This window comes from Pseudomonadota bacterium (assembly GCA_008501635.1).
Taxonomy (GTDB): Bacteria; Pseudomonadota; Gammaproteobacteria; order QQUJ01; family QQUJ01; genus QQUJ01.
On the sequence record QQUJ01000019.1, the window covers coordinates 36687 to 59701 of the forward strand.

The window sequence follows — 23015 nt, forward strand, 5'->3', positions numbered from 1 at the left end:
GTTTTCTCCCTAGTTGAAACCGTTCAATTGTCGTCCGACCGCGGTGCTGGCGGAGTCACGGGACGAGGCTCGCCGACCGTGGGGGAGGGTTTCGTTGCTGGTGGTAGTGGCGTCGGGGTTGCCGGGCGCGTTTCTACCGGTTGTGCCTCGACCGCGGGAGGGGGTGCCCGGCGCGGCTCGGGAGCCGGTGAGGCTGGCGGTCGTGGGGCTGGCGACTCAACAGGCGGCGCCGCGGATGGCGCATCGGCACGTGTGGGAGCAAGCGGATTTACACTCCCGGTGTTGGTTCGCGGGGAGGATTCTTCTGGGCCGGTGAACGGCGCTGCGGCCGGCTTGGACTCTGTCCGAGGTGCCGCTGTCGCCGGTTTGACTGCCATTGGGATCGGCTGAGTCTGCTCCACAGGCCGTGTACTGGCGGGCTCTGCGGGCCGCGCGGGCCTAGCTGCCTGTGCCGGTTCCACAACGGGCAGCGATTCTGACGCCGCGGGCGTCGGCTTGGACTCAACGCCGGCTGGGCGAGCGGTCGGCGTGTTTTGCGCGCCGCCACCGGGTACCGCAGGTGCGGGTGCCGACACTGGCGAGGGGGTAGCCGGCGTCGCGGGTACCGGGCTCGGCGCCGCGGCGGGTGGAGCCGCTGGCACGCTCGCAGTGGGGGATGGTGTGGAGACGGCAGCCGGACGAACCGCTGCAGGCGTCGCCGGATGCGTCTTGGCGGGCGGTGCCTCTGGCTGTGCTGTGTCGGATGCAGCTTGCGGCGGCGCGGAGGGTGCAGCCACGGGGCTCTGTGGCGCAACGGGGCTGCGCGTTTCGATCTGCCTGGGTTTTGCCGGCTCCTGCGCCTTGGCAGCAGTGGTTTCCTGTGTCGCCGTCTCTCCAGTGTCAGCGGTTCCTTCGCGATCGCCACGTCCGGAACGACGGCGACCACCACGCCGACCGCGGCGATTACGCGAACGCGTGCCGGCTTCCTGCGTAGCGGCATCCTCGGGTCCGGCGGTTGCCTCTGGCCCTTTGCTGGCAGTGGAGTCCGCCGGCGCGACCGCCTTGCGTTGGGTTTTGGATGTTTCCGCACGCGGTGCAACGGCCTGTTTTTCGCCTTTGGAGCCTGCCTGGCCGCCGTTGTCACGGGATCGGTCGCGCTCACTGCCACGACGGCTGTTGGTGTTGCTGCCGCGGCGGGGACGTCGCTCTTCACTTCTCCCCGGTTGATCGCTGCGCGTCGGACGCCCACGCGCCGGTGCATTGCGAGTGGTTTTTTTGGCAGGTTTCTTCGCTTCGATCTCTGGTGTCTTGTCCTTGCGGTTCCCAAACAGGGCGCCGAACAAGCGCTTGAAGAAGCCATTCCCGGCTGCTTCCTGTTTTTCGGGCGCACGCGCCGGCGCTGGAGCGGACGGTGCCAGGCTTTTTACCGCCGGTTCCTCCGCCGCGGGCCGGCGCATATCGGTCGCATCAGGGACGATCTCCTCGATTTTGTCGATCATTTCGTAGCTGGGAGTGCCCTCTGATCCTTCGGCGATATCGCTGGCCCTCTGACGGACGACCTGATACTGCGGAGTTGTCAGATGCGGATTCGGCAGCAGCATCAGCCGTACCTTATTGCGCTCTTCCAGCGCCTGGATCATTTCGCGCTTCTCGTTGAGAAGAAAGGTGGCAACCTCCACCGGTAGCTGCGCCACGACACGCACAGTGTTTGCTTTCATGGCTTCCTCTTCAACGATGCGCAGTATCGACAGTGCCAATGACTCTACGCCGCGAATAGTGCCTTGCCCGTTGCAGCGGGGACAGACGATCTGGCTGGACTCACCCAGAGAAGGCCGCAACCGCTGGCGGGACATCTCCAGCAGGCCGAAACGCGATATACGGTTGATCTGCACACGGGCGCGATCTTGCTTCAGCGCTTCCTTGAGGCGGTTTTCAACTTCGCGTTGATTGCGTGCTGGTGTCATATCGATGAAGTCGATGACGATCAGACCACCGGTATCGCGCAGTTTTAGTTGACGGACCAGTTCGTCCACGGCCTCCAGATTGGTGTTGAGCGCTGTCTCCTCGATATCACCGCCTTTGGTAGCGCGCGAGGAGTTCACATCAATAGTGGTCAGTGCTTCGGTATGGTCGATGACGATAGCGCCGCCCGAAGGTAGACGAACTTCACGGTTGAACGCGCTTTCGATCTGACTCTCAATCTGGAAACGGTTAAACAGCGGCGTGGCATCGGAGTAGAGCTTCACCTTGTTCAGGTTATGAGGCATCACCTGTTCCATGAAGACTTTTGCCTGGCGGTACACCTCCGGATCGTCAATCAGAATTTCGCCGATCTCTGCGCGCAGATAATCGCGCAGAGCGCGAATGATGAGATTGCTCTCCTGGTAGATAAGAAACGGTGCACTGCGGTTGGCGGCTGCGCGCTCGATGGCCTCCCATAGGTGCAGCAGGTATTCGAGATCCCACTGGAGTTCATCGACGGATCGGCCGACACCGGCGGTGCGGATGATCAGCCCCATGCTTTCCGGGATATCCAACTCGCTCAGGGCATCCCGCAGTTCACTGCGGTCCGAGCCTTCGATGCGGCGTGAGACACCACCTGCGCGGGGATTGTTAGGCATCAGGACCAAATAGCGCCCCGCAAGGCTAACGAAGGTGGTTAATGCCGCCCCTTTGTTGCCACGCTCCTCTTTCTCTACCTGTACCACCAGCTCCTGCCCCTCTTTGAGGGCATCTTTGATACTGGCGCGGCCTGTATTCTCCAGTGCCGCAGGCGCGAAGTAGCTGCGCGCGATTTCTTTGAGGGGAAGAAAGCCATGGCGTTCGCCGCCGTAGTCAATGAAGGCGGCTTCAAGACTGGGTTCAATGCGGGTGATACGACCCTTGTAGATATTGGCCTTTTTCTGTTCCCGCGCGACGGTTTCGATGTCGAGGTCGTACAGTTTTTGGCCGTCCACCATGGCCACTCGCAACTCTTCCGGTTGAGTTGCGTTGATCAGCATTCTTTTCATGCGGAGTATCTCTCCGCGCCTTCATGTCTATGACGGCCACGGCGGACCGACTGGCAGACATCCACCTTGGAACGGCGTGTTTTTTCTACACGTCATTTACCAGCGGTGCATGAACCAGGCTGGAACATCAGCCATCGTGCTGCAGGTTACAGTATGGCGCCACACCGGTACTGTCCGGGGAGGGAGCGCAAGCGTTGATGCAGCTTCCTACGGGCGTTCTCAAATGTCCTGTCAGCGCTTTCGGCCAACTTCCAGGTCCGCGCTTGAGGCGACACGGACAAGGGCGCTTTGTTCAATGTCGCCCAGGTTAAGAGGGGGCGGGCGACCTTAACCCTGTTCGAGCCAACCACCTTATAGGTGGTGGCTCGGGAAACTCGTTTCATTAAGTCGTCAAATCCGATTTGTCGCGGCACAGCCAAATTCTGCCAGTTTGCCATGGGCAGGTGGGGCTTGCCTGCGGTGGGGCCTGTTGACTCAACCCCACTCCGGGTGCACAGGTAAATTCGCACCTAGCGTAATCGCCTAGGCAATATATCAGCCTTTGTTCACACCATCAATTGGAAACGCTAATGATATCATTGGCCTATGAATGAACCTCAAAGTCGTCCCATCCCTGCGGTCCAGTTGCTGACTATCACTGACGATGAAGCTGGCCAACGCATCGACAACTACCTGATTCGGCGTCTGAAAGGGGTGCCCAAGAGCCGTATATATCGAATCCTGCGTAAAGGTGAGGTGCGGGTGAACAAGGGACGAATCGAGGCCGCCTACCGTCTGCAAGAGGGGGATAAAGTGCGGATTCCGCCCCTGCGCCTGGCGCAGGAGCGCCATGTGAGTCCAGGACAGCGCGCCCTGGACAGACTCCGTGCAGCGGTGCTCTACGAGGACGACCGCCTATTGATCCTCGACAAACCGTCGGGGATGGCGGTTCATGGTGGGAGTGGCGTCAACTATGGCCTGATCGAGGCGATGCGGTTGTTGCGTCCTGAGCTGAAGGAGCTGGAACTGGTACATCGACTGGATCGCGAAACGTCAGGCTGTCTGATATTGGCCAAGCGACGCAGCGCCCTGCGGAAAATGCATGAACTCATCAGAGCCAACGCCCTGGAGAAGCGCTACCTGGCACTTGTCTGCGGGCTCTGGGAGGGCGGTGATCGGCTGATCGATGCCCCATTGCGCAAGAATGTGTTGCGAAGTGGCGAGCGGCATGTACGCGTCGACGCGGGCGGAAAATCGTCGGCAACCAAGTTTCATCCGCTGGAGCAGTACGCTGCCACTACATTGGTCGAGGCCCAGTTGCTGAGCGGACGCACCCATCAGATCCGGGTTCACGCCGCGCACCTGGGTTATCCGCTGGCGGGAGATACGAAGTACGGTGACGACACCTGTAATCGAGATCTCAGGAAGGCGGGACTGAGCCGCCTTTTCCTCCACGCACATTCACTCTCGTTTTCCTTTCCGGATGTGGGGCGGAAGATTTGTGTCCGCTCACCGCTCACGGAAGATTTGCAGGATGTTCTGGAGGCGCTGGCGAGCTGATGCGAACTTCATGTGGTATTTACCGGTCAATGAGTTCATGAGATGAGGTTTCCGTGAACAACCCTATTCAATTGCTGATATTTGATTGGGATGGCACGCTCATGGACTCGGAGGCAAGGATTGTCGCGTGTATGCGCGCTGCGGTGGCTGATCTTGGCCTGGCGCCCCTGCCACATGCGCGAATGAGCAACGTGATCGGTTTGGGGTTACCCGAGGCCATAGAAATGCTTTTTCCCGGCAGTGATGAGACTTTCGCCAGAGAATTCGTGGCTCGCTATCGCCACCATTTTTTAGGTCATGAACAGACACCGTCGAAGCTCTTTCCCGGAGCGTACGACACGCTGCAAACATTGCATGAATCGGGGTATAGGTTGGCGATTGCGACAGGAAAAGGACGCCGCGGGCTCGATCAGGCGCTCAAAGAAACAGAATGCGACAGATTCTTTCATGTTACCCGGTGTGCCGATGAGGCCGCTTCCAAGCCCCACCCGGAAATGTTGATTGATATCTTCGACACACTTGGCGTGGATCCCAAAGCAGGTCTTATGATCGGCGATACGGAGTACGATATGCAGATGGCAAACAACGCGCTCACTCATGCTTTAGCGGTTTCCTATGGTGTCCACTCTGCGGATCGCTTGTTGAAACACTCGCCGCTGGGTTGTCTGGATGACATCTGCGATTTACCGGGTTGGCTGACTGGCAACCGGCCTTGGGCAGTAAATCGTGAACCGGATTGCTGAATTGAAGAGGGGTTTCGATGATCTTTAAGCGCAAAAGGGGTAAGGATTCTGATCGTTGGATGCCGGGATCGGCTGGCATTCCCCCCGATTATCCCTTCGACGAGGGAGGTAATAGAAGCCCTTGGCAGCAGAAGATCCTGGAGAGCATTCTGCTGGAATCGGTGCGGGAACAACGGCGCTCCCGACGCTGGGGGATTTTGTTTAAATCGTTAACATTCGTGTACCTTTTTGCGTTGCTTTTCGTCTTTCTCGGTGACTGGCAAAGCGCGACACCGATCCCGAGCGGGCGTTACACGGCGCTGATTGACATCGAGGGAGTTATTGCAGCCAATCAGGATGCCAGCGCCGACAATATTGTCGGTGCCTTGCGTGCGGCGTTTGAAGACGACAAGACTGCAGGAGTCATTTTGCGCATCAATAGCCCTGGCGGCAGCCCGGTGCAGGCAGGGTATGTATTTGATGAGATCAAAAGGTTGCGGGCAAAGCACCCGGCGATACCCCTTTATGCGGTAGTGACCGATGTATGTGCGTCCGGTGGTTACTACATTGCCGCAGCCGCGGACAAGATCTACGCCAATAAAGCGAGTATCGTCGGCTCCATTGGCGTGCGGATGGACAGTTTCGGATTTGTCGAGGCGATGGAGAAGCTGGGTGTGGAGCGACGCTTGCTGACATCCGGTGACAGCAAAGGATTACTGGACCCCTTCCTGCCGTTGAAGGAGTCCGAGGTACGCCACGTAAAGAACATGCTAGATACCATTCATAAGCAATTCATTGCGACCGTCAAGGAAGGTAGAGGAGACCGGCTCCTGGAGAATGAACAGCTGTTTACCGGCTTGATGTGGACGGGGGAACAGGGGCTGAAGCTGGGTCTGGTCGATGAACTGCGCAGTGCCAGCGAGGTTGCGCGTGAGGTGATAGGCGCCGATCAAATGCGCAATTTCACGCCGCGCCGGGATTTGCTGCAGCGCGTAACGGATCGCTTAGGTATGGCCATGGCCAACAGTCTGTTGACATTGGGTGCAGGCAATATCCGGTGATGACGTTTAAATGACCGAGAGGCCGGCATTTCCCAACAGTGTGATAAGCCGAATCAAAGGCAGGCCGACGAGGGCGTTGGGATCGTCTCCGTGCATCTTTTCAAACAGGGCAATGCCAAGGCCTTCAGAACGAAAACTGCCGGCGCAATTGTAGGGTTTTTCGCGTTGGAGGTAGCGCTCGATCTGCGCGTCGCTTAACGGCCGGAAGGTCACTTCGAAGGGAACTACTTCGACCTCTGCTTCGCCACTCACGCTGTTGAGTACGCACAATCCGGTCACGAATCGAACGGTGTGCCCGGAGGCGTTTCGCAACTGCTGTACTGCAGCTTCATGGGTGCCGGGTTTGCCGACTATTTTACCGTCCACGATTGCCACTTGATCGGAGCCAATAATAAGGGCTTCGGGAAACCGATCGGCGACGGCTCGCGCCTTCGCTTCGGATAGTCGCGCCACCAATGCTTCCGGCGCTTCTCCAGGTCGTGCATGTTCATCGACAGCTGGTGCAGCGGTAACAAAGGGAATACCCAACCGTTCCAGGATGGCCTTGCGAAAAGGCGAGGTGGAAGCGAGCACCAGTACTGCAGGAGATACGCCCATTGGATCCCGTTCAGTTGCCTACGATCGCCAACAAGACCCCCGCTGCAACGGCGGAACCGATGACTCCAGCCACATTTGGCCCCATCGCGTGCATCAACAGGAAATTGTGATGGTCACTTTCCAAACCAACCTTGTTGACGACACGTGCTGCCATGGGAACCGCAGAAACCCCGGCGGCGCCAATTAGTGGATTGATCTTGCCGCCGGAGATGCGGTACATCAGCTTGCCCATCAACAAACCCGCTGCCGTGCCCACGGCAAAAGCCACAGCACCGAGACAAAGAATGCCCAATGTCTCGAGCTTGAGAAACTTGTAGGCCGAGAGCTTCGATCCCACCGCCAGTCCGAGCATGATGGTGACAATATTGATAAGTTCGTGCTGCGCGGTACGGCTGAGGCGCTCGACGACACCCGATTCCCGCAACAGGTTGCCGAACGTCAGCATACCGATCAGTGGCGCTGCGGTGGGTAGAAGCAGGAGGCAAAGCAAGAGCACCAGAAGCGGGAAGGCGATCTTCTCCAGTTTTGAGACATGGCGTAGCTGCTGCATCACAACCCGGCGCTCTTTTTCGGTCGTCAACAGTCGCATGATGGGTGGCTGAATCAACGGCACCAGCGCCATGTAGGAGTAAGCCGCGACAGCGATGGCACCGAGTAGATCTGGCGCCAGACGAGAAGCCAGGAAAATTGCCGTAGGTCCGTCCGCCCCACCTATGATGCCGATAGCGGCGGCATCGGAAAGTGAAAAATCGAAGCCGGGAATGGCATTCATCGCCAATGCGCCGATCAGAGTCAGGAAGATGCCGAATTGCGCCGCTGCCCCCAGCAGCAGGGTCTTGGGATTGGCAATCAGCGGTCCAAAGTCGGTCAACGCACCCACACCCATGAAGATCAGCAGCGGGAAGACACCTGTGCTCAGGCCAACGGTCGATAACCAGCCCAGCAAACCATCGGGTCCAGCGATGCCGGCAAGAGGAATATTGCTGAGGATGGCACCGAACCCGATGGGAACGAGCAACAGCGGTTCGAAGCGCTTGGCAATGGCGAGGTAGAGCAATAGTCCGCCTACGCTAATCATCAGCACTTCACCCCAGGTGATGCTGGCTATCCCGGTGGTCACCCAGAGCTTGTCAAAGAGTTCGAGATCCATTGTGTGCTTCGCGGCTCAGGCCAGCTGAAAGAGGGTATCGCCAGACTGCACCTGATCGCCCTCCTTGATGGCGATTTCGCGTACAGTGCCCGCTTTTACCGCGCGCACTTCGGTTTCCATCTTCATCGCTTCCATGATGATCACCACATCTCCGGCGTTTACCTTTTGTCCCGCTTTCACTTTGATCTGAAAGATGTTGCCGGTAAGGGGAGCAGTGACGGGTTCACCTGTTGTACCGGAGGCGGGCGCGCTAACAGCTGATGCCGCGGAGACCGGCTGCACGTCTGTGATCGCCCCAGCCGGGCCCACGGTAACCTGATAGGTCGATCCATTGACAGTAACGCTGTAGTGTTCCATCGAAGTGTTTGCACTCGAAGCGGAGGCGCCGGGTTCCGTTAAAACTTGTTCCGCTGTTGTTTCTGCGCCAGGTGGTGATTCGAATGCATCCGGATCGCCGCGGTTTTCGATATAGCGCAGCCCAATCTGCGGGAAGAGCGCATAAATCAGCACGTCCTCTTCCAGCCGCTCCGCCAGATCGAGACTTTTTTGCGTGGCGATTTCTGTCAACTCCGCGGTAAGGTGCTCCATCTCCGGCTCGATGAGATCCGCCGGCCGGCAAGTTATCAATTCCGACCCCTCCAGCACCCGTAACTGCAGCTCACGATTGACGGGAGCGGGTGTCGCCCCATACTCGCCCTTGAGTAATGCCGCGGTTTCTTTGGTAATGGTTTTATACCGCTCGCCCATCAGCACGTTGAAGACCGCCTGCGAGCCCACGATTTGTGAGGTAGGGGTAACGAGCGGGATGTAACCCAGATCCTCGCGAACGCGGGGGATCTCTTCCAACACTTGATCGAGTTTATCGGCTGCTCCCTGTTCGCGCAGCTGATTCTCCATATTGGTAAGCATTCCACCAGGTACCTGCGCCACCAGAATTCTTGAGTCCACGCCTTTGAGGCTGCCTTCGAACTTTGCGTATTTCTTACGTGCCTCACGAAAATAGGCGGCGATCTCTTCCAACAGGTGGAGGTTGAGCCCCGTATCGCGCTCGGTTCCTTCGAATATGGCTACGACCGACTCGGTGGGTGAGTGCCCGTAGGTCATCGACATTGAGGAGATGGAGCTGTCGACCATGTCAACGCCGGCGCCCGCAGCCTTGACGATGGTTGCCGTACTGAGCCCGGTGGTGGCATGGCAGTGGAGTGCGATAGGAATGGCACAGGCCTCTTTGAGACGGCTTACCAGGTCCTCTGCAACATAGGGCTTGAGCAGGCCCGCCATGTCTTTGATACACAGAGAATGACAGCCCATGTCTTCCAACTGCTTACCCATATCCACCCACATTGGCACCGTATGAACCGGACTCAACGTGTAGGAAATGGTGCCTTGCGCATGCTTGCCTGCGTTCAGAGTGGCTTTGACGGCTGTTTCCAGATTGCGCACGTCATTCATCGCATCAAAGATGCGGAAGACGTCGATACCGTTAAGCGCGGAGCGCTCGACGAAAGCCTCGACCACGTCATCGGCGTAGTGACGATAGCCGAGAATGTTTTGACCGCGAAACAACATCTGCAACGGAGTTTTGGGCAGGGCTTTTTTCAGCTGGCGCAGTCGTTCCCAGGGATCCTCCCCCAAATAGCGGATGCAAGAGTCAAAAACCGCGCCGCCCCATACTTCCAGCGACCAGAAACCGACACTGTCCAGTTTTTCGGCGATGGGCAGCATATCTTCGAGGCGCATGCGAGTAGCAAGCAACGACTGGTGAGCGTCGCGCAGCACGACCTCGGTGATGCCTAGGGATTGTTTCATGGTTCGCTAATCTCCTCCGGCGTTCGATTCGTCGCAAGGACAGCCCGAAATAGCCGGATCACTATCAGTGCTTGTGGGTATGACGATAGCGGTGAACCGCAGCAGCGATGGCGATCACTGCATCGCTATCGGCCTGCGCCATACCGGCAGACGCCTGGGTCGTCGGGATCGATCGTTCCTGATGCTCGTCAATCACGCGAACAACACGCGATGTGAGGTGCATTGCGACAACCAAAAGGCTCAGAAAGAGGAAAACGGCGCCCATGCCCAATACCATGAGCTGCAGACCTTCCATCAATAGGGCTGAGGTTTCCACGGATTTCCCCCTGTCAAGTCGACAAACTCAAGCCTCGAGGCGGCGCCCACCCACTCGGCCTTGAGTATCTTGCCCCATCTAGTGCAGCGGACACACGCGCAGTCAACGCCCATTTACGCGTGGATTGCCCAGGATGATTATCTGGTAGAAGATGCGATCCAATGGCCCGGCCGCGAGCCCGCTTCTTCCTGACGGTGTAAAATTATTTATTAAAAAATCAGCGGGTTACGAGTAAAAACCCCTTCGAACCGGCGATAATCTACCCGGTTTTTGTGCTATGCGCAATTCGATATGGCCGGGGAGCAGCTACCCGGATAGGCGTTCAGCTCCCCGGTCGGGATCGCCAAAAGCGTGTACAGATACGAAGCGAAGGCCCCCGAAGTGCCCGCCGACGGGCGATGCCGATGGAGCTATGGGCTATCCTTCGCAGGCTTTCGAGGTCCCGATTCCTGGTGTTTTCCTTTTGACGACAGGGGCATAAAAGCACTACCATTCCGCGCTTATGTCGTCGCGGCTCCCGGAACGCATTGATCCTGTGCGCCTTGCTGAGCGGGGTGTGCGGCTTGCTGGCGAACTGGGGCTGGAGCGGATGATCCGCCTGGCCGCGGTGATTGTAGAGGGCGCTGGCGAGGCGGAGATCGAACTCTTCTTCGCGGTCGAGGCCCTGGGCCGGGTACGGATCACAGGCGGGGTGTCTGCGCGTGTCTTTATGACATGCCAACGCTGCCTTGAGCCGATTGAGCTGGCACTTGAGAAGCCGGTGAATCTGCTTACCGTAAGTGACGATAGGAGTGCGTCCGCTCTCCACGATGATGCAGAGCCATTGATCTACGACGAGGGTTCATTGTCGCTGGTTGAAGTGGTGGAAGATGAGTTGTTACTGGCGCTCCCGCAGGAGGCGAAGCATACCGCCGGATCCTGCGCCAAGCAGCATGTATGGCGCAGCGGTGAACCAACGCTGCAGGGCGGCGTGGAGCAGGAGCCCAATCCGTTCGCCGTTCTGGAGCAGTTAAAGAGACGAAACTGAAGTCTTAATGAGATCTAAATTAGGAGAAACAGGCAGATGGCTGTTCAACAGAATCGCAAAACCTCTTCCAAACGCGGTATGCGCCGTGCTCACGACGCATTGAAAGCGCGAACCCTCTCGATTGAACCCAGCACGGGTGAAACCCATGTTCGCCATCATGTAAGCGCAGAGGGTTACTACCGGGGTCGTAAAGTCGTTCAGTCCAAGGGCGAATAACCCAGCGCCTGCTCTCTCTAGCTGCGACTCTCATGACTCGAAGCCCCTCCAGGGTTTCGAAGAGTGGGGCCTCGTGCTTGGGGCTTGCCCAAAGGCAGGGCAATTAAGAATCAGGCGTCAACGCCGAACCGGTAACGCATGAGTGAACCGATAACCATAGCGCTGGACGCCATGGGCGGAGATATTGGGCCGTCTGTAGTGGTGCCGGCTGCGATCAAGATGCTGCGCGCAAATGCAGCGATGCGCATCATCCTGGTCGGTGACGAAACCACTGTCGAGGCGCAGTTTCGTGATGTGCCGGCTGACACCCGCAACAGGCTGTCGATACGCCACACCACAGAGCGGGTCGACATGGATGAATTGCCATCCCATGCGCTGCGCAACAAGAAAGATTCGTCGATGCGGGTGGCCATCAACCTGGTAAAGGAGGGTGTGGCCGATGCCTGTGTCAGCGCGGGGAACACAGGTGCACTCATGGCGATTGCCAGGTTTGTGCTGAAGACGCTACCCGGGATTGATCGTCCGGCGATCATTACTGCTTTACCTTCTTTAGAGGGGCACACCCACGTGCTTGACCTCGGAGCCAACGTCGATTTGGACGCCGAACATCTCGTGCAATTGGCGATTATGGGTTCGGTGCTCTCAACCGCTGTCGATAAGACGGAACGCCCGCGAGTTGGCCTGCTCAATGTTGGTCAGGAAGAAATCAAGGGCAACGAGGTTGTCAAGGAGGCAGCTCAACTTTTGAGCAACACTCCTTTGAATTACATTGGATTTGTTGAAGGCGATGATATTTTCAAGGGCGGTGCGGACGTTGTGGTATGCGACGGATTCGTCGGCAACGTCATGCTGAAAAGCGCAGAGGGCGTGGCCAACATGATCGCACAGTTTCTCAAAGAGGGATTCACGCGCGGCATATACGGGCGCATTGCGGGGGCCTTGGCTCTGCCGGTGTTGCGTAGAATTGGTGGGCGTATAGATCCGCGACGCTACAATGGCGCGAGCCTGCTGGGTTTGCAGGGGACGGTGATCAAAAGCCATGGTGCCGCGGATGTTGTGGCCTTTGCCAACGCCATTCGAATTGCTCAGCTCGAGGTGCATCACGCGGTGCCCCAGAATATAAGTCGGAAACTCGAAGAGCTGTTTAGCCAGAGGCAAGTGGGTTGAGGTACGCGCGTATCGCGGGAACCGGTGGATATCTGCCGGAAAAGGTATTGACCAATGAGGATCTCGCCCGCATGGTTGATACCAGCGACCAATGGATCCAGGAAAGAACCGGCATCCGTGAAAGGCATATCGCGGCAGACGATGAAACCTGTACCGATTTGGCGGAGATTGCTTCTCGGCAGGCCATGGCGGCAGCCGGTGTAGGTCCGGACGATATTGATCTGATTGTGCTCGCAACTTCGACCCCTGACCGCGTTTTTCCGAGTACCGCGTGTTTGCTGCAGAACCGGTTGGGCATACGCAACAGTCCGGCGTTTGATGTGGCTGCCGCGTGTACCGGATTTGTCTATGCACTGGGGGTCGCGGAAAAATTCATCCGTGCTGGCGGTACCCGGCGCGCGCTGGTGGTTGGTGCAGAGCTCTTTTCGCGTATCATCGACTGGACGGATCGCGGCACCTGCGTGTTGTTCGGCGATGGGGCGGGCGCAGCGATACTGGAAGCTTCCGACGAAGCCGGTATTCTCTCCGCACATCTCCACGCCGATGGCTGCTACGAGGACCTGCTCGGAGTTCCCTGGGGAGTCGGGCAGGGTTACGCTGCGCTTTCGGAAACGAACCGCTGGACGCAGATGCGTGGTAATGAGGTGTTCAAGGTGGCTGTGCGCACACTTGGCCGCATTGTCGATGAAACCCTTGCTGCAAACCAAATGGCAAAAGGGGATATTGATTGGCTCATTCCGCACCAGGCTAACCGCCGCATCATCGAGGCCACCGCGAGGAAGCTCAAAATGCCCATGGACCGAGTTGTAATGACCGTGGCTGAACACGGAAACACTTCGGCGGCCTCTGTTCCATTGGCGCTTGATGTGGCAGTACGGGACGGCAGGATCAAACGTGGGGAAACACTGCTGCTAGAGGCGTTTGGCGGCGGATTTACCTGGGGTTCAGTGCTGGCGGTCTACTGATCGTTGATTTAACCTTCTCGGCGGGTTGCAGCGCGCACAGGTGAGCACTTGGCGTGCTTAGGCGGCCGAGACTTTTAAGCGGGTGTCTGACAGACATCTTCTCATCGACATTCAATTCAGGTGACGGAAATGGCCTTTGCTTTCGTGTTTCCTGGTCAAGGATCGCAATCAGTCGGAATGTTGGCCGAGATCGCCGACAGTTATCCCGTGGTCAGAGAGACCTTTGCGAGTGCCTCGAAAATCCTCGATCTGGATTTGTGGAGAGTCATCCAAGAGGGGCCGGAAGAGCGCCTCAATCGTACCCAGATTACCCAACCGGCGATGCTCACCGCGGGTGTTGCACTGTGGCGCGTGTGGGACGAGGAGGGCGGCCCTATGCCAACTTATCTGGCCGGCCACAGTCTTGGCGAATACACCGCACTGACCTGCGCCCAGAGTCTGCAATTCGAAGACGCCGTGGCCATTGTTGCCGAGCGTGGCAGGCTGATGCAGGAGGCCGTACCCGAAGGGCTGGGAGCCATGGCCGCGCTACTTGGGCTGGAGGACGAACAGGTACGTGCGGTCTGCGAGCAAGCGGCGCAAGGTGGTGTCGTTGCAGCGGTTAATTTCAATTCCCCTGGTCAGGTCGTTATTGCCGGGGATAGTTCAGCGGTGGCGCGTGCATTGCAGCTGGCTACCGAGGCCGGTGCGAAGCGAGCGGTTCAACTGCCCGTCAGTGTCCCGTCCCACTGCAGCCTGATGGAATCTGCGGCTGAAAAATTGGCGGCCAAACTCAATGAGATAGAGATAAGCACTCCAAAAATCCCCACCATACAGAATGTGGATGCCGAGGTTGCGAAAGATCCCGCCAGGATTCGCGAAAAGCTTTGCCAACAGCTCTATCGTCCCGTGTTGTGGGTCGACAGCGTTCGTTACATGATCGATGAGGGTGTCAATACCGTGATTGAATGTGGTCCCGGGAAGGTATTGGCGGGCCTGTGCAAGCGAATCAGTCGCGAAGTCAACGCCCTATCCTTCTATGATCCCGCGACACTGGAAAAGGCGATTGCCCGAGCCGAGGAGGATAGTTAATGGAGCTTGCGGAGCAAATCGTTTTGGTAACGGGCGCAAGTCGTGGGATAGGCCGCGCTATTGCCGAGGAGCTGGGGCGTCGGGGAGCGGTTGTTGTGGGAACAGCGACATCAGACAGTGGTGCGCAAGCTATTACCGAAGCTTTCTCGAGTGGGGGTATCACTGGTCGTGGTTGGGTGCTCGATGTGACGAGCCAGGAATCTGTGGATACGTTGATGAAGGGCATACAGCAAGAGTTTGGACCGCCCTCGATACTGGTCAACAATGCGGGTATTACCCGCGACAATCTGTTGATGCGGATGAAGGACGAAGAGTGGGAATCCATCGTCGCCACTAACCTGGGTTCCGTATTTCGTATGAGCCGCGCCTGTTTGCGCGGCATGATGAAAGCGCGCAATGGGCGCATCATCAATATCGCTTCGGTGGTTGGGGCTACCGGTAATCCGGGACAAACAAATTACGCAGCAGCCAAAGCAGGCATGATGGGTTTTGGGCGGTCGCTGGCGCGTGAGGTCGGCAGTCGCGGCATCACCGTCAATACGGTTGCTCCGGGCTTTATCGACACCGATATGACGCGAGCATTGTCCGAAGAACAACGCCAGCACCTGCAAAGCCAGATCCCGTTGGAGCGGTTGGGCAGCGTGGCAGACATTGCCTTTACTGTGGCTTTCCTGGCGTCTCCTCAAGCAGGCTATATCACCGGTCAGACACTCCATGTCAACGGTGGTATGTATATGAATTAGTTTAAGAATATTTATTGCAGGTTGCGTAGTCCGCAGGTCGCAATGAGGCTGGTACGGTCGATTGTGGCCTAGTGGGATAGTTTTCAATACAATACCCGGCGCAGCGTTTGCTGCCCGAATTCGTTATTGGGAGGAATAGACGATCATGAGTACCGTCGAAGAACGCGTCAAGAAAATCGTGGTAGAACAATTGGGGGTCAAGGAAGGGGAGGTCACCAATGAAGCCTCTTTCGTAGACGATCTTGGCGCCGACTCGCTGGATACCGTCGAGCTGGTAATGGCCCTGGAAGAGGAGTTCGAATGCGAAATTCCCGATGAGGAGGCCGAGAAGATCACTACTGTTCAGCAGGCGATTGATTACGTGAATACACGTCTCGGCTAAACCGCAGGCGTAATATCTGGAGACAAAGGTCGCGGCCTGCCACATCGGTGGTTGCGGCCTTTTCTTTTTGCGGATCGGTTTTGAGATCTGTAAGCAAGATTGAAAGGGTATGGCGTTGTCGAAGAGGCGCATAGTTGTGACAGGGCTTGGAGCAGTTGCTCCCGTCGGTCTATCAGCGGCGGAATGCTGGGGAAACATCGTCTCTGGGCGGAGTGGCATTGGTCCGATTAGCCGCTTCGATGTTTCTGCTTTCGCGACGCAGTTTGGCGGTGAGGTCAAAGGCTTTGATCCTGAGCAGTACATGTCCAGGAAAGATGCTCGCAAGATGGACCCTTTTATCCACTTCGGTATCGCAGCGGGAATGCAGGCCCTGGACGATGCCGGGATCGAGGTAACCGAAGCCAATGCGGAACGCATTGGAACCGTCATAGGTTCCGGTATCGGGGGTATTCATACCATCGAAACCAACTATGAGGCCTATGCCAACGGTGGCCCGCGAAAAATTTCGCCCTTTTTTGTACCCGCCAGCATCATCAACATGATTTCAGGAAATCTGTCGATAATGCGCGGCATCAAGGGGCCGAATATCGCCATGGTTACCGCCTGCACCACCGGCACTCATAGCATCGGTGAAGCGGGTCGTCTTATTGAGCATGGTGATGCGGATGTGATGGTGGCCGGCGGCGCGGAGTACGCCATCACCAAGCTAGGTTTGGGTGGGTTCTGTGCGGCGCGGGCCCTTTCCACTCGTAACGACGATCCACAGGCGGCGAGCCGTCCCTGGGACAAAGACCGCGACGGATTCGTGCTGAGCGATGGTGCGGGTGTTGTTGTGTTGGAAGAGTACGAGCATGCAAAGGCGCGTGGTGCGCGGATATATGCCGAGTTGGTCGGATACGGTATGAGCGGTGATGCCTACCATATGACTGCACCATCGGAAGGTGGGGATGGCGCCAGGCGTTGCATGGAGAACGCAATGCGCAACGGGGGTATCAACCCGGAAGAAGTGGATTATATCAATGCTCACGGTACCTCGACCGAGGCCGGAGACATTGCCGAAACGCTGGCAGTCAAGGGGGCCTTTGGTGACCATGCCTACAGCTTGGCCATGAGTTCCACCAAATCCATGACTGGTCATTTACTCGGTGCCGCAGGTGGTATAGAAGCCGTTTTAACGGCACTCGCGATCTATCATCAAATCGCACCACCAACGATTAACCTCGATAACCCTGATGAGGGTTGCGACCTGGATTATGTACCGCATACCGCTCGCGAGATGAAAATCGATGTCGCGCTCTCCAACTCTTTCGGCTTTGGCGGCACGAACGGAACGGTCGTTTTCCGTCGAGTGTAGTCCCTGAGCCGTATGTGGACTGGAAGCAGGGAGAATTTCCTGTTGCCGCTACCGTCTGCCGAAATTTTGACCTTTGGGTTATCCTGAAACGATGTTCCGGCGTCTCCACCGTCTCCTCGGTATTCTCATCCTCTCTGCCAGTCTGGTCGGTGGCTGGTACCTTTGGGATTTTCGCGCCTTCAGCAATCGACCCCTGAACCTCGGTCCGGAAGGTGTTGTTCTGGAGGTTGCGCCGGGAACGACCCTGCGCGGTCTGGCCCATGAAATGAGAGAGCTTGAGCTTCTGCAAAATGCGCGCTACTTCGTGTGGCTTGGGCGACTGGAGGGTGTCGCGTCGCGTATTCGCGCCGGGGAGTATCAGGTGGCCGCCGGCATAACGCCGAGAATGCTGCTCGATTTATTGGTCAGCGGAGAGGTTATTCAGCACGAATTGACGGTGCTTGAAGGCTGGACCTTCCGCCAGCTACGGGAGGCTATCACGCGGCATGATGCGCTTCAGCAAACGCTTCAGGACATCAGCGACGAGTTGGTAATGACACGCCTCGGGAAGGAATCACTGCATCCCGAAGGGCAGTTCGCGCCCGACACCTACCGATTCCCAAGGGGAACAACCGATCTCGAATTCCTGCGGCGCGCGCAGAACACCCTCGAAGAATGGTTGCGAAAAGAGTGGGCGGCACGAGCGGAGAATCTGCCCTACGATGACCCCTACCAGGCCCTGATTATGGCCTCGATCATAGAGAAAGAGACCGGATTGGCCACAGAGCGAGGTCAAATAGCCGGTGTCTTCGTGCGGCGGCTGCAGAAGAACATGCGTCTGCAGACCGACCCCACTGTTATCTACGGTATGGGTGAGCGCTATCAGGGCAATATTAGACGCGAAGATCTTGTTGATGATACACCGTATAACACATATACGCGTCGTGGATTGCCACCGACGCCGATAGCGTTGCCGGGTCTTGCATCAATCAGGGCCGCGCTGCACCCAGAGGCAGGAACCGCGCTCTATTTTGTGGCAAAAGGCGACGGTAGCCACTATTTTTCGGACACCAACGCAGAGCATCAGGCCGCGGTTAAGCGCTATCAACTGAAAAGGCATTGAATAGCGACCTATGGAGACGAAAGCCGATTTTGGGCGCATGGGACGTTTTATCACCGTTGAGGGCGGTGAGGGGGCAGGTAAATCGACCAACCTGCGACTGATTGAACATTGCCTGCAGGAGGAGGGTATCGAGTTCATTGCGACTCGAGAGCCCGGCGGCACCCCTCTGGGAGAAGAGATACGCGCGTTGTTGCTCGAGCACCGCGATGAACCGATGAGCAACACAGCGGAGCTTCTTTTGGTATTTGCCGCGCGTGCCGAACATGTCGCGAAGGTAATCCTGCCTGCACTGAAAACCGGGCGATGGGTTATCTGTGATCGATTCACCGATGCAACCTACGCCTACCAAGGTGCAGCTCGGGGTATGGGCGATGAGTCTGTTGCGTTGCTGGAGAATTTTGTGCAAGGCGCTTTGCGACCCGATATCACACTACTTTTTGATTTGCCCGTATCGTTGGGACTCACGCGAGCAGGGCGGCGCGGTGCAGCAGATCGCTTCGAGAGCGAAGCGCAGGCCTTTTTCGAACAGGTGAGGACGGCTTATCTAGAGCGCGCCAAACAGAACCCGGAGCGCTACCGAATCGTTGACGCCGCACAGGATCTGGACCATGTGCACAACCAGGTGCGCACTATTCTGCAGCACCTGATCCGGCAATGGTGTTAGCGTATGGCGCACGAAAATTGTCTGCCCTGGCATGAAACCACCTGGCAACTCATTCAGCGCCGCCGCGTTGCCGGTCGGCTGCCACATGCGATTCTGCTTACCGGGCCCAACGGTATTGGCAAGGAGCGGTTTGCCGAACGGCTGATGCAGGCGCTGCTGTGCAAGCAGCCGGAAGCAGGGGGCGATGCCTGTGGCCAATGCATGGCATGCCAGCTGTACCGGGCAGGAACCCACCCCGACGTGCGCCGGGTAACCGCGGAGGAGCAGGGCAAGTCGTTACGCATCGACGCGGTTCGCGAACTGATAGACGGTTTGACGTTCAAATCGCAGTATGGCGGGTACAAGGTTGCATCTGTTTCACCTGCGGAACGCTTGAACCGCGCCGCGGCCAATGCGTTGCTGAAAACTCTCGAGGAACCGACACCGGAAACGCTGCTCGTTCTCGTCTGCTCTCGCCCCAGTTCGTTACCGGCGACGATACGCAGCCGCTGCCAAGCGATGCCATTCGCGGTTCCGGAGAGGGAACAGGCTCTTGTTTGGCTGCGCCAACAAGGTATCGAATCGCCAGAAACCGCCCTCGACGTGGTGGCGGGTGCTCCATTAAGTGCGCTGGCTATCGCTGGTTCGGACAATTTGGCATTGCGTGCCCAGCTGCTTGAGGACCTTGAGCGGATCGCAAGCGGCGGGTCTGGTCCCACGACCACCGCAGCGCGGTATGCCAAGCACGATGTCCAGCTAGTTTGCAGTTGGTTATTGAGTTATGTGACGGATATGATACGTTTGGCTATGGTCCCCAATCCTCCGGGTGTTCGCAATTCGGACAGCCGGAAGGGGCTGACCAAATTGGCAGCGGCCAAAAACCCCGTGGAGCTGTTTGAGTACCAGGATGCTCTTATGAACGCGCGGTGGATGTCAGAGACCCAGGTCAACACACAACTCTTGGTGGAAGATCTATTTTTGCGCTGGGACCGGCTAGGTAAGCGGTGAGGAGCGTCCGGCGATGATGCAATGAGCACTTCGGCTGAACAAAAGGCACAGACTGCGCCCCGACAGGGCATATTGTCTTTAACGATTAAGGACAAGTATGCGCTGTATGCGGCCTACATGCCCTTTGTGAAGAACGGTGGTCTGTTCATCCCTACCAACAAGCCTTATCAATTGGGGGATGAGGTGTTCATGTTGATCAATCTTATGGAGGAGAAGGATAAGCTACCCGTCGCGGGCAAGATTATTTGGATTACGCCCAAGGGAGCGGAAGGTAATCGGGCCGCAGGTATTGGTGTGCAGTTCAGCGATCAAGATGGGGGGACCACCCGCGCAAAGATCGAGACCTACCTTGCCGGCATGCTGGACTCTGACCGTTCCACCCATACCATGTAACCACTCCGCTGGCTCCAGCCATCGGTTGTTTGCGCAGTACACCCGTTCCGATAGCAAGATTTCACATGCTGGTAGATTCCCATTGTCATTTGGACCGCCTGGATCTGCGTGATTTTGACGGAGATATCGGGCTCGCATTGAAAGCGGCTCGGGAGAAGGGTGTCGCCCACGTGCTCTGCGTGGGCATAGATTTTGAAGCTTATCCGGCGATGATGGAACTGGTGCGACGTTTTCCTTTCGTGTCGGCAACGGTAGGTGTTCATCCAAATGAGCAGGGGGGCGAAGAGCCGACCATTGAGCGTCTGGTCGCAGAAGCACGAGATCCCGACATTGTTGCGATCGGTGAAACAGGACTCGACTATTTCCGCAGCCAAGGTAATGTCGAGTGGCAGCGCGAACGGTTTCGGGTGCATATTCGCGCTGCCCGCGCGTCTCGATTGCCGCTTGTAGTCCATACCAGAGACGCAATGGTGGACACGCTGCGAATATTGAGGGAGGAGGGTGCGGGCGACGTCGGGGGGGTCATGCACTGCTTCACTGGAACAGCCGCCGAGGCGAAAGAGGCGCTCGATCTCGGATTCCATATCTCGTTCTCCGGCATCGTCACCTTCCCTACCGCGGGCGATATCCGGGATGCCGCCGCCAGCGTTCCGACTGATCGCCTTCTGGTGGAGACAGATAGCCCTTACCTGTCGCCGCTACCTTATCGTGGGAAATCCAATCAGCCTGCGTGGGTAACGTATGTCGCGGCTACAGTCGCACAAATTCGAGGGGTGTCTGCAGAGGAACTGGCGGTGCAGACCACAGCCAATTTCCAGCGGCTGTTTAACATTACGTGCCAAGCCTAGAGCGGATTTCATCGGCTTCGGCCTGTCCTTTGCTAGGACCCCTACCGGGTATGATACCCTCCTTGTCATGCAATCAAGGTCGCTTTTGAGTCAGTGTTTGTGCACCCCAGGGTCCTTCGCCGGACTCATGGCGATCTATGAGCAAAACTACCGTTACATCAATGAATTACTGAGTAATCACGAACGATTGCCGGCAGAGGTCGTATCACGCGCACCCGCGCATCTGCCCTTGCGCCTGAGAGTATTGGAGCGTTTTCGCTACACCACAACCTTGTCGCTGACCTACCTGTTTCGTGAAACCGGTGTGCCGCGGACCGATCCCGACATTATCGTACGTGTCTATCATGATGCCGGGGTTGCGGAAGTGGTGGGCTTCGGAGAATCCAGACAAAGCCACTCAGCGCCCTCCACACCCCCTGCGGTAGACGGGTGGGTGCTCGAACGCAAGTGGCAGCAGAACCGGTTTCTTGAAAAGTGGCTGGAGTATTGCTTGGCGTGTGGTCACCGGTTTCAGACCACTGCATTTGGGGGAAGTCTACCTGCTACTGCGCCCTAGCGGATCAGTGTACTGCTGTCGTCTGATCAAGCCCGTGTTGGATTCGCGGCCAGTACTGCTCGAAATCGAAAAGCGGGCTGTGGCTACGATTATGACAGTCAAGACAAACCAACTTGTCTGGTCTCACCGGTTTTAAAAGCGGCGCAGTCCCCGAGCTGGCAATATGGTCCTGTCCCGGCCCGTGGCAAACTTCGCATTGCACGTTGAGCCGATCTGCCGTGATCTGCGGATCGACAAATCCCCCGGGTTGATTGAAAGCGACGGTATGACAACCCAAGCAGTTGGCATCGAACGCTTTGTCGACGCGCTCCAGCGTGGCGAAGGCGCGGGCGTGGCGGCTGCTTTTCCATATCTTGTAGGCATCGGTGTGGCAGCTGCCGCAAGCTGCATCGCCGGCGTAAGGCGAGGGCTCTGCGGCGCGCGCCTTACGAGTTGCGACGCGTTCTTTGTAATCGGCCTTTAAAGCGTCTGTGAACGCCTCATACCATGCTCTTAGGCGCTCTGCATTAGCCACCTTGCTCGGTAGATTCACCACTTGCTGGTGAGCGCCTGTGATTCTCCCGGCCGCGTTCCTCTGTACCTCGATCAGCGCCAGCCGCTGCCCGCGTGATCCGGGCTGCAGATAGAGGGTGCCGTTTTCCATTACCGGCTCGCCATACATCTCGTAATTGGATTGGAGAATAACGATATCGGCCAGGGCGACGGGAAGGCGTGCGCTGGCCTCCGGACGCGGCAGCGTGGTGGACAACACAGTCAGAGCGCCGTCCGCGCGGGCACTGCGCAGAGCGCGCTCGAGCGCGCCGGTGGTGGTGTCGACCGGAAAGTGGTTGCCCTTCATCTCACGGTACGGCGATTGCTCCGGGTCCAACCATTGGAAGAAAGCCAGAGTTGTCCCGCCGCGTTTGATTCGCTTTTCAGTCGCATAGCGCTTGTCGGGCCAATTGCTGGCGACTATCGGAAGCCCGCTCGCGGCGATGAACTCGGTGCCGTAGGCCAAGTCCTTCCACTGAAGCCCGATTGCATCGAAGCCCTGTTCGGCCATTCCGGAGAGAATGAACTGACTGGTGATCCTGTCGGTTGCAATGGCGCTGTTGAACAGACCACCGGAATGAACCATGAAGAGTTCGGGGTGGCGGGCGCGGAACTGGTCGATTATCTCCGTCTGTCTGAGTATGCCCCCTAAATCGCCCTCTTCGGTGCATCCGCAGGGCTCCAGTTCACCGTCGAGGTTGCCCATGTAAATCAAGCGTACCGACTCGGGTGGTACGGCTGTTCGCGAGGTGCATCCAACACTTGGCAGCACAGCCAAGCATAACAGACAGGTAATTTGTGCTAGCGTTTTCATGAGACGAAAGA

General features: G+C 57.5%; 24 protein-coding genes. 17 read left to right on the forward strand and 7 right to left on the reverse strand.

Features of this window, described 5'->3' with window-relative positions:
- Positions 1 to 23 precede the first annotated feature (23 nt).
- Positions 24 to 2990 carry a ribonuclease E gene (locus DWQ09_12870; GenBank protein KAA3627219.1) on the reverse strand — a complete coding sequence of 989 codons (2967 nt, stop codon included), beginning with the start codon at positions 2988 to 2990 and terminating at the stop codon, positions 24 to 26.
- Between the two features lie 146 nt (positions 2991 to 3136).
- On the reverse strand, positions 3137 to 3427 hold the full coding sequence (locus tag DWQ09_12875; protein ID KAA3627220.1) for a hypothetical protein: 291 nt from the start codon (positions 3425 to 3427) through the stop codon (positions 3137 to 3139).
- A 148-nt stretch (positions 3428 to 3575) separates the two neighbouring features.
- Between DWQ09_12875 and DWQ09_12880 the strand changes: the two genes are divergently transcribed.
- From DWQ09_12880 to DWQ09_12890, 3 genes are all read left to right on the forward strand, one after another.
- Positions 3576 to 4529, forward strand: coding sequence for a 23S rRNA pseudouridine(955/2504/2580) synthase RluC (locus DWQ09_12880; protein ID KAA3627221.1), 954 nt, complete (start codon positions 3576 to 3578; stop codon positions 4527 to 4529).
- A gap of 101 nt (positions 4530 to 4630) precedes the next feature.
- Positions 4631 to 5272: an HAD family hydrolase gene (locus DWQ09_12885; protein ID KAA3627379.1), complete on the forward strand. Its 642-nt coding sequence runs from the start codon at positions 4631 to 4633 to the stop codon at positions 5270 to 5272.
- A gap of 59 nt (positions 5273 to 5331) precedes the next feature.
- The gene (locus DWQ09_12890; protein ID KAA3627380.1) at positions 5332 to 6312 is read left to right on the forward strand and encodes a S49 family peptidase; all 981 of its coding nucleotides are present in this window, start codon (positions 5332 to 5334) and stop codon (positions 6310 to 6312) included.
- Positions 6313 to 6318: 6 nt separating this feature from the next.
- Here the strand turns inward: DWQ09_12890 and DWQ09_12895 are convergent, their stop codons facing one another.
- The 4 genes from DWQ09_12895 to DWQ09_12910 all read right to left on the reverse strand — a co-directional run bounded on the left by DWQ09_12895 (position 6319) and on the right by DWQ09_12910 (position 10163).
- Positions 6319 to 6909 (reverse strand): septum formation inhibitor Maf, encoded by a 591-nt coding sequence (locus DWQ09_12895; GenBank protein ID KAA3627222.1) that lies wholly within the window; start codon positions 6907 to 6909, stop codon positions 6319 to 6321.
- Positions 6910 to 6919: 10 nt separating this feature from the next.
- Entirely contained in the window at positions 6920 to 8059 is a 1140-nt protein-coding gene (locus tag DWQ09_12900) for a sodium ion-translocating decarboxylase subunit beta (GenBank protein KAA3627223.1), read from the reverse strand.
- Between the two features lie 15 nt (positions 8060 to 8074).
- Positions 8075 to 9868, reverse strand: a complete 1794-nt coding sequence (oadA, locus tag DWQ09_12905; protein ID KAA3627224.1) for an oxaloacetate decarboxylase subunit alpha — start codon at positions 9866 to 9868, stop codon at positions 8075 to 8077.
- A 64-nt stretch (positions 9869 to 9932) separates the two neighbouring features.
- Positions 9933 to 10163 carry a hypothetical protein gene (locus DWQ09_12910; GenBank protein KAA3627225.1) on the reverse strand — a complete coding sequence of 77 codons (231 nt, stop codon included), beginning with the start codon at positions 10161 to 10163 and terminating at the stop codon, positions 9933 to 9935.
- 523 nt (positions 10164 to 10686) lie between these two features.
- On the opposite strand from DWQ09_12910, the gene DWQ09_12915 reads away from it, so the two are divergent.
- From DWQ09_12915 to DWQ09_12980, 14 genes are all read left to right on the forward strand, one after another.
- Entirely contained in the window at positions 10687 to 11211 is a 525-nt protein-coding gene (locus DWQ09_12915) for a hypothetical protein (protein KAA3627226.1), read from the forward strand.
- A 36-nt stretch (positions 11212 to 11247) separates the two neighbouring features.
- Positions 11248 to 11427, forward strand: a complete 180-nt coding sequence (locus tag DWQ09_12920) for a 50S ribosomal protein L32 (GenBank protein KAA3627227.1) — start codon at positions 11248 to 11250, stop codon at positions 11425 to 11427.
- Positions 11428 to 11565: 138 nt separating this feature from the next.
- Positions 11566 to 12594, forward strand: a complete 1029-nt coding sequence (locus DWQ09_12925) for a phosphate acyltransferase PlsX (GenBank protein ID KAA3627228.1) — start codon at positions 11566 to 11568, stop codon at positions 12592 to 12594.
- The gene (locus DWQ09_12930) at positions 12591 to 13559 is read left to right on the forward strand and encodes a ketoacyl-ACP synthase III (GenBank protein ID KAA3627229.1); all 969 of its coding nucleotides are present in this window, start codon (positions 12591 to 12593) and stop codon (positions 13557 to 13559) included. Before DWQ09_12925 ends, DWQ09_12930 begins: the two co-directional genes overlap by 4 nt.
- A gap of 129 nt (positions 13560 to 13688) precedes the next feature.
- The gene (gene fabD, locus DWQ09_12935) at positions 13689 to 14630 is read left to right on the forward strand and encodes a [acyl-carrier-protein] S-malonyltransferase (GenBank protein ID KAA3627230.1); all 942 of its coding nucleotides are present in this window, start codon (positions 13689 to 13691) and stop codon (positions 14628 to 14630) included.
- Entirely contained in the window at positions 14630 to 15373 is a 744-nt protein-coding gene (locus DWQ09_12940; GenBank protein KAA3627231.1) for a 3-oxoacyl-ACP reductase FabG, read from the forward strand. The genes fabD and DWQ09_12940 overlap by 1 nt, the downstream gene beginning before the upstream one ends.
- Positions 15374 to 15518: 145 nt before the next feature.
- Positions 15519 to 15755, forward strand: a complete 237-nt coding sequence (locus DWQ09_12945; GenBank protein KAA3627232.1) for an acyl carrier protein — start codon at positions 15519 to 15521, stop codon at positions 15753 to 15755.
- 115 nt (positions 15756 to 15870) lie between these two features.
- Positions 15871 to 17109 (forward strand): beta-ketoacyl-[acyl-carrier-protein] synthase II, encoded by a 1239-nt coding sequence (fabF, locus tag DWQ09_12950; GenBank protein ID KAA3627381.1) that lies wholly within the window; start codon positions 15871 to 15873, stop codon positions 17107 to 17109.
- A 91-nt stretch (positions 17110 to 17200) separates the two neighbouring features.
- Positions 17201 to 18211, forward strand: a complete 1011-nt coding sequence (mltG, locus tag DWQ09_12955; protein KAA3627233.1) for an endolytic transglycosylase MltG — start codon at positions 17201 to 17203, stop codon at positions 18209 to 18211.
- Between the two features lie 37 nt (positions 18212 to 18248).
- A complete protein-coding gene (locus DWQ09_12960) occupies positions 18249 to 18875 on the forward strand; it encodes a dTMP kinase (GenBank protein KAA3627382.1) in 627 nt (208 codons plus the stop codon).
- A gap of 3 nt (positions 18876 to 18878) precedes the next feature.
- Entirely contained in the window at positions 18879 to 19862 is a 984-nt protein-coding gene (locus tag DWQ09_12965; GenBank protein ID KAA3627234.1) for a DNA polymerase III subunit delta', read from the forward strand.
- A 21-nt stretch (positions 19863 to 19883) separates the two neighbouring features.
- A complete protein-coding gene (locus DWQ09_12970) occupies positions 19884 to 20255 on the forward strand; it encodes a pilus assembly protein PilZ (protein KAA3627235.1) in 372 nt (123 codons plus the stop codon).
- Positions 20256 to 20320: 65 nt separating this feature from the next.
- Positions 20321 to 21103 (forward strand): TatD family deoxyribonuclease, encoded by a 783-nt coding sequence (locus DWQ09_12975; GenBank protein ID KAA3627236.1) that lies wholly within the window; start codon positions 20321 to 20323, stop codon positions 21101 to 21103.
- A gap of 67 nt (positions 21104 to 21170) precedes the next feature.
- A complete protein-coding gene (locus DWQ09_12980; GenBank protein ID KAA3627237.1) occupies positions 21171 to 21659 on the forward strand; it encodes a DUF1249 domain-containing protein in 489 nt (162 codons plus the stop codon).
- A gap of 4 nt (positions 21660 to 21663) precedes the next feature.
- On the opposite strand, the gene DWQ09_12985 is transcribed toward DWQ09_12980, so the two are convergent.
- Positions 21664 to 23004, reverse strand: coding sequence for a hypothetical protein (locus DWQ09_12985; protein KAA3627238.1), 1341 nt, complete (start codon positions 23002 to 23004; stop codon positions 21664 to 21666).
- Positions 23005 to 23015: the final 11 nt, after the last annotated feature.

Coding starts and splice junctions, on each gene's coding strand:
- DWQ09_12915 (KAA3627226.1), top strand. CDS start 10,687: ATGTCGTCGCGGCTCCCGGAACGCATTGATCCTGTGCGCCTTGCTGAG.
- DWQ09_12940 (KAA3627231.1), top strand. CDS start 14,630: ATGGAGCTTGCGGAGCAAATCGTTTTGGTAACGGGCGCAAGTCGTGGG.
- DWQ09_12985 (KAA3627238.1), bottom strand. CDS start 23,004: ATGAAAACGCTAGCACAAATTACCTGTCTGTTATGCTTGGCTGTGCTG.
- DWQ09_12910 (KAA3627225.1), bottom strand. CDS start 10,163: ATGGAAGGTCTGCAGCTCATGGTATTGGGCATGGGCGCCGTTTTCCTC.
- DWQ09_12895 (KAA3627222.1), bottom strand. CDS start 6,909: ATGGGCGTATCTCCTGCAGTACTGGTGCTCGCTTCCACCTCGCCTTTT.
- fabD (KAA3627230.1), top strand. CDS start 13,689: ATGGCCTTTGCTTTCGTGTTTCCTGGTCAAGGATCGCAATCAGTCGGA.
- DWQ09_12890 (KAA3627380.1), top strand. CDS start 5,332: ATGCCGGGATCGGCTGGCATTCCCCCCGATTATCCCTTCGACGAGGGA.
- DWQ09_12970 (KAA3627235.1), top strand. CDS start 19,884: ATGAGCACTTCGGCTGAACAAAAGGCACAGACTGCGCCCCGACAGGGC.
- DWQ09_12960 (KAA3627382.1), top strand. CDS start 18,249: ATGGGACGTTTTATCACCGTTGAGGGCGGTGAGGGGGCAGGTAAATCG.
- DWQ09_12870 (KAA3627219.1), bottom strand. CDS start 2,990: ATGAAAAGAATGCTGATCAACGCAACTCAACCGGAAGAGTTGCGAGTG.
- DWQ09_12975 (KAA3627236.1), top strand. CDS start 20,321: ATGCTGGTAGATTCCCATTGTCATTTGGACCGCCTGGATCTGCGTGAT.
- DWQ09_12875 (KAA3627220.1), bottom strand. CDS start 3,427: ATGGCAAACTGGCAGAATTTGGCTGTGCCGCGACAAATCGGATTTGAC.
- mltG (KAA3627233.1), top strand. CDS start 17,201: ATGTTCCGGCGTCTCCACCGTCTCCTCGGTATTCTCATCCTCTCTGCC.
- DWQ09_12945 (KAA3627232.1), top strand. CDS start 15,519: ATGAGTACCGTCGAAGAACGCGTCAAGAAAATCGTGGTAGAACAATTG.
- DWQ09_12880 (KAA3627221.1), top strand. CDS start 3,576: ATGAATGAACCTCAAAGTCGTCCCATCCCTGCGGTCCAGTTGCTGACT.
- DWQ09_12925 (KAA3627228.1), top strand. CDS start 11,566: ATGAGTGAACCGATAACCATAGCGCTGGACGCCATGGGCGGAGATATT.
- DWQ09_12980 (KAA3627237.1), top strand. CDS start 21,171: ATGCAATCAAGGTCGCTTTTGAGTCAGTGTTTGTGCACCCCAGGGTCC.
- oadA (KAA3627224.1), bottom strand. CDS start 9,868: ATGAAACAATCCCTAGGCATCACCGAGGTCGTGCTGCGCGACGCTCAC.
- DWQ09_12900 (KAA3627223.1), bottom strand. CDS start 8,059: ATGGATCTCGAACTCTTTGACAAGCTCTGGGTGACCACCGGGATAGCC.
- DWQ09_12965 (KAA3627234.1), top strand. CDS start 18,879: ATGGCGCACGAAAATTGTCTGCCCTGGCATGAAACCACCTGGCAACTC.
- DWQ09_12920 (KAA3627227.1), top strand. CDS start 11,248: ATGGCTGTTCAACAGAATCGCAAAACCTCTTCCAAACGCGGTATGCGC.
- DWQ09_12885 (KAA3627379.1), top strand. CDS start 4,631: ATGGACTCGGAGGCAAGGATTGTCGCGTGTATGCGCGCTGCGGTGGCT.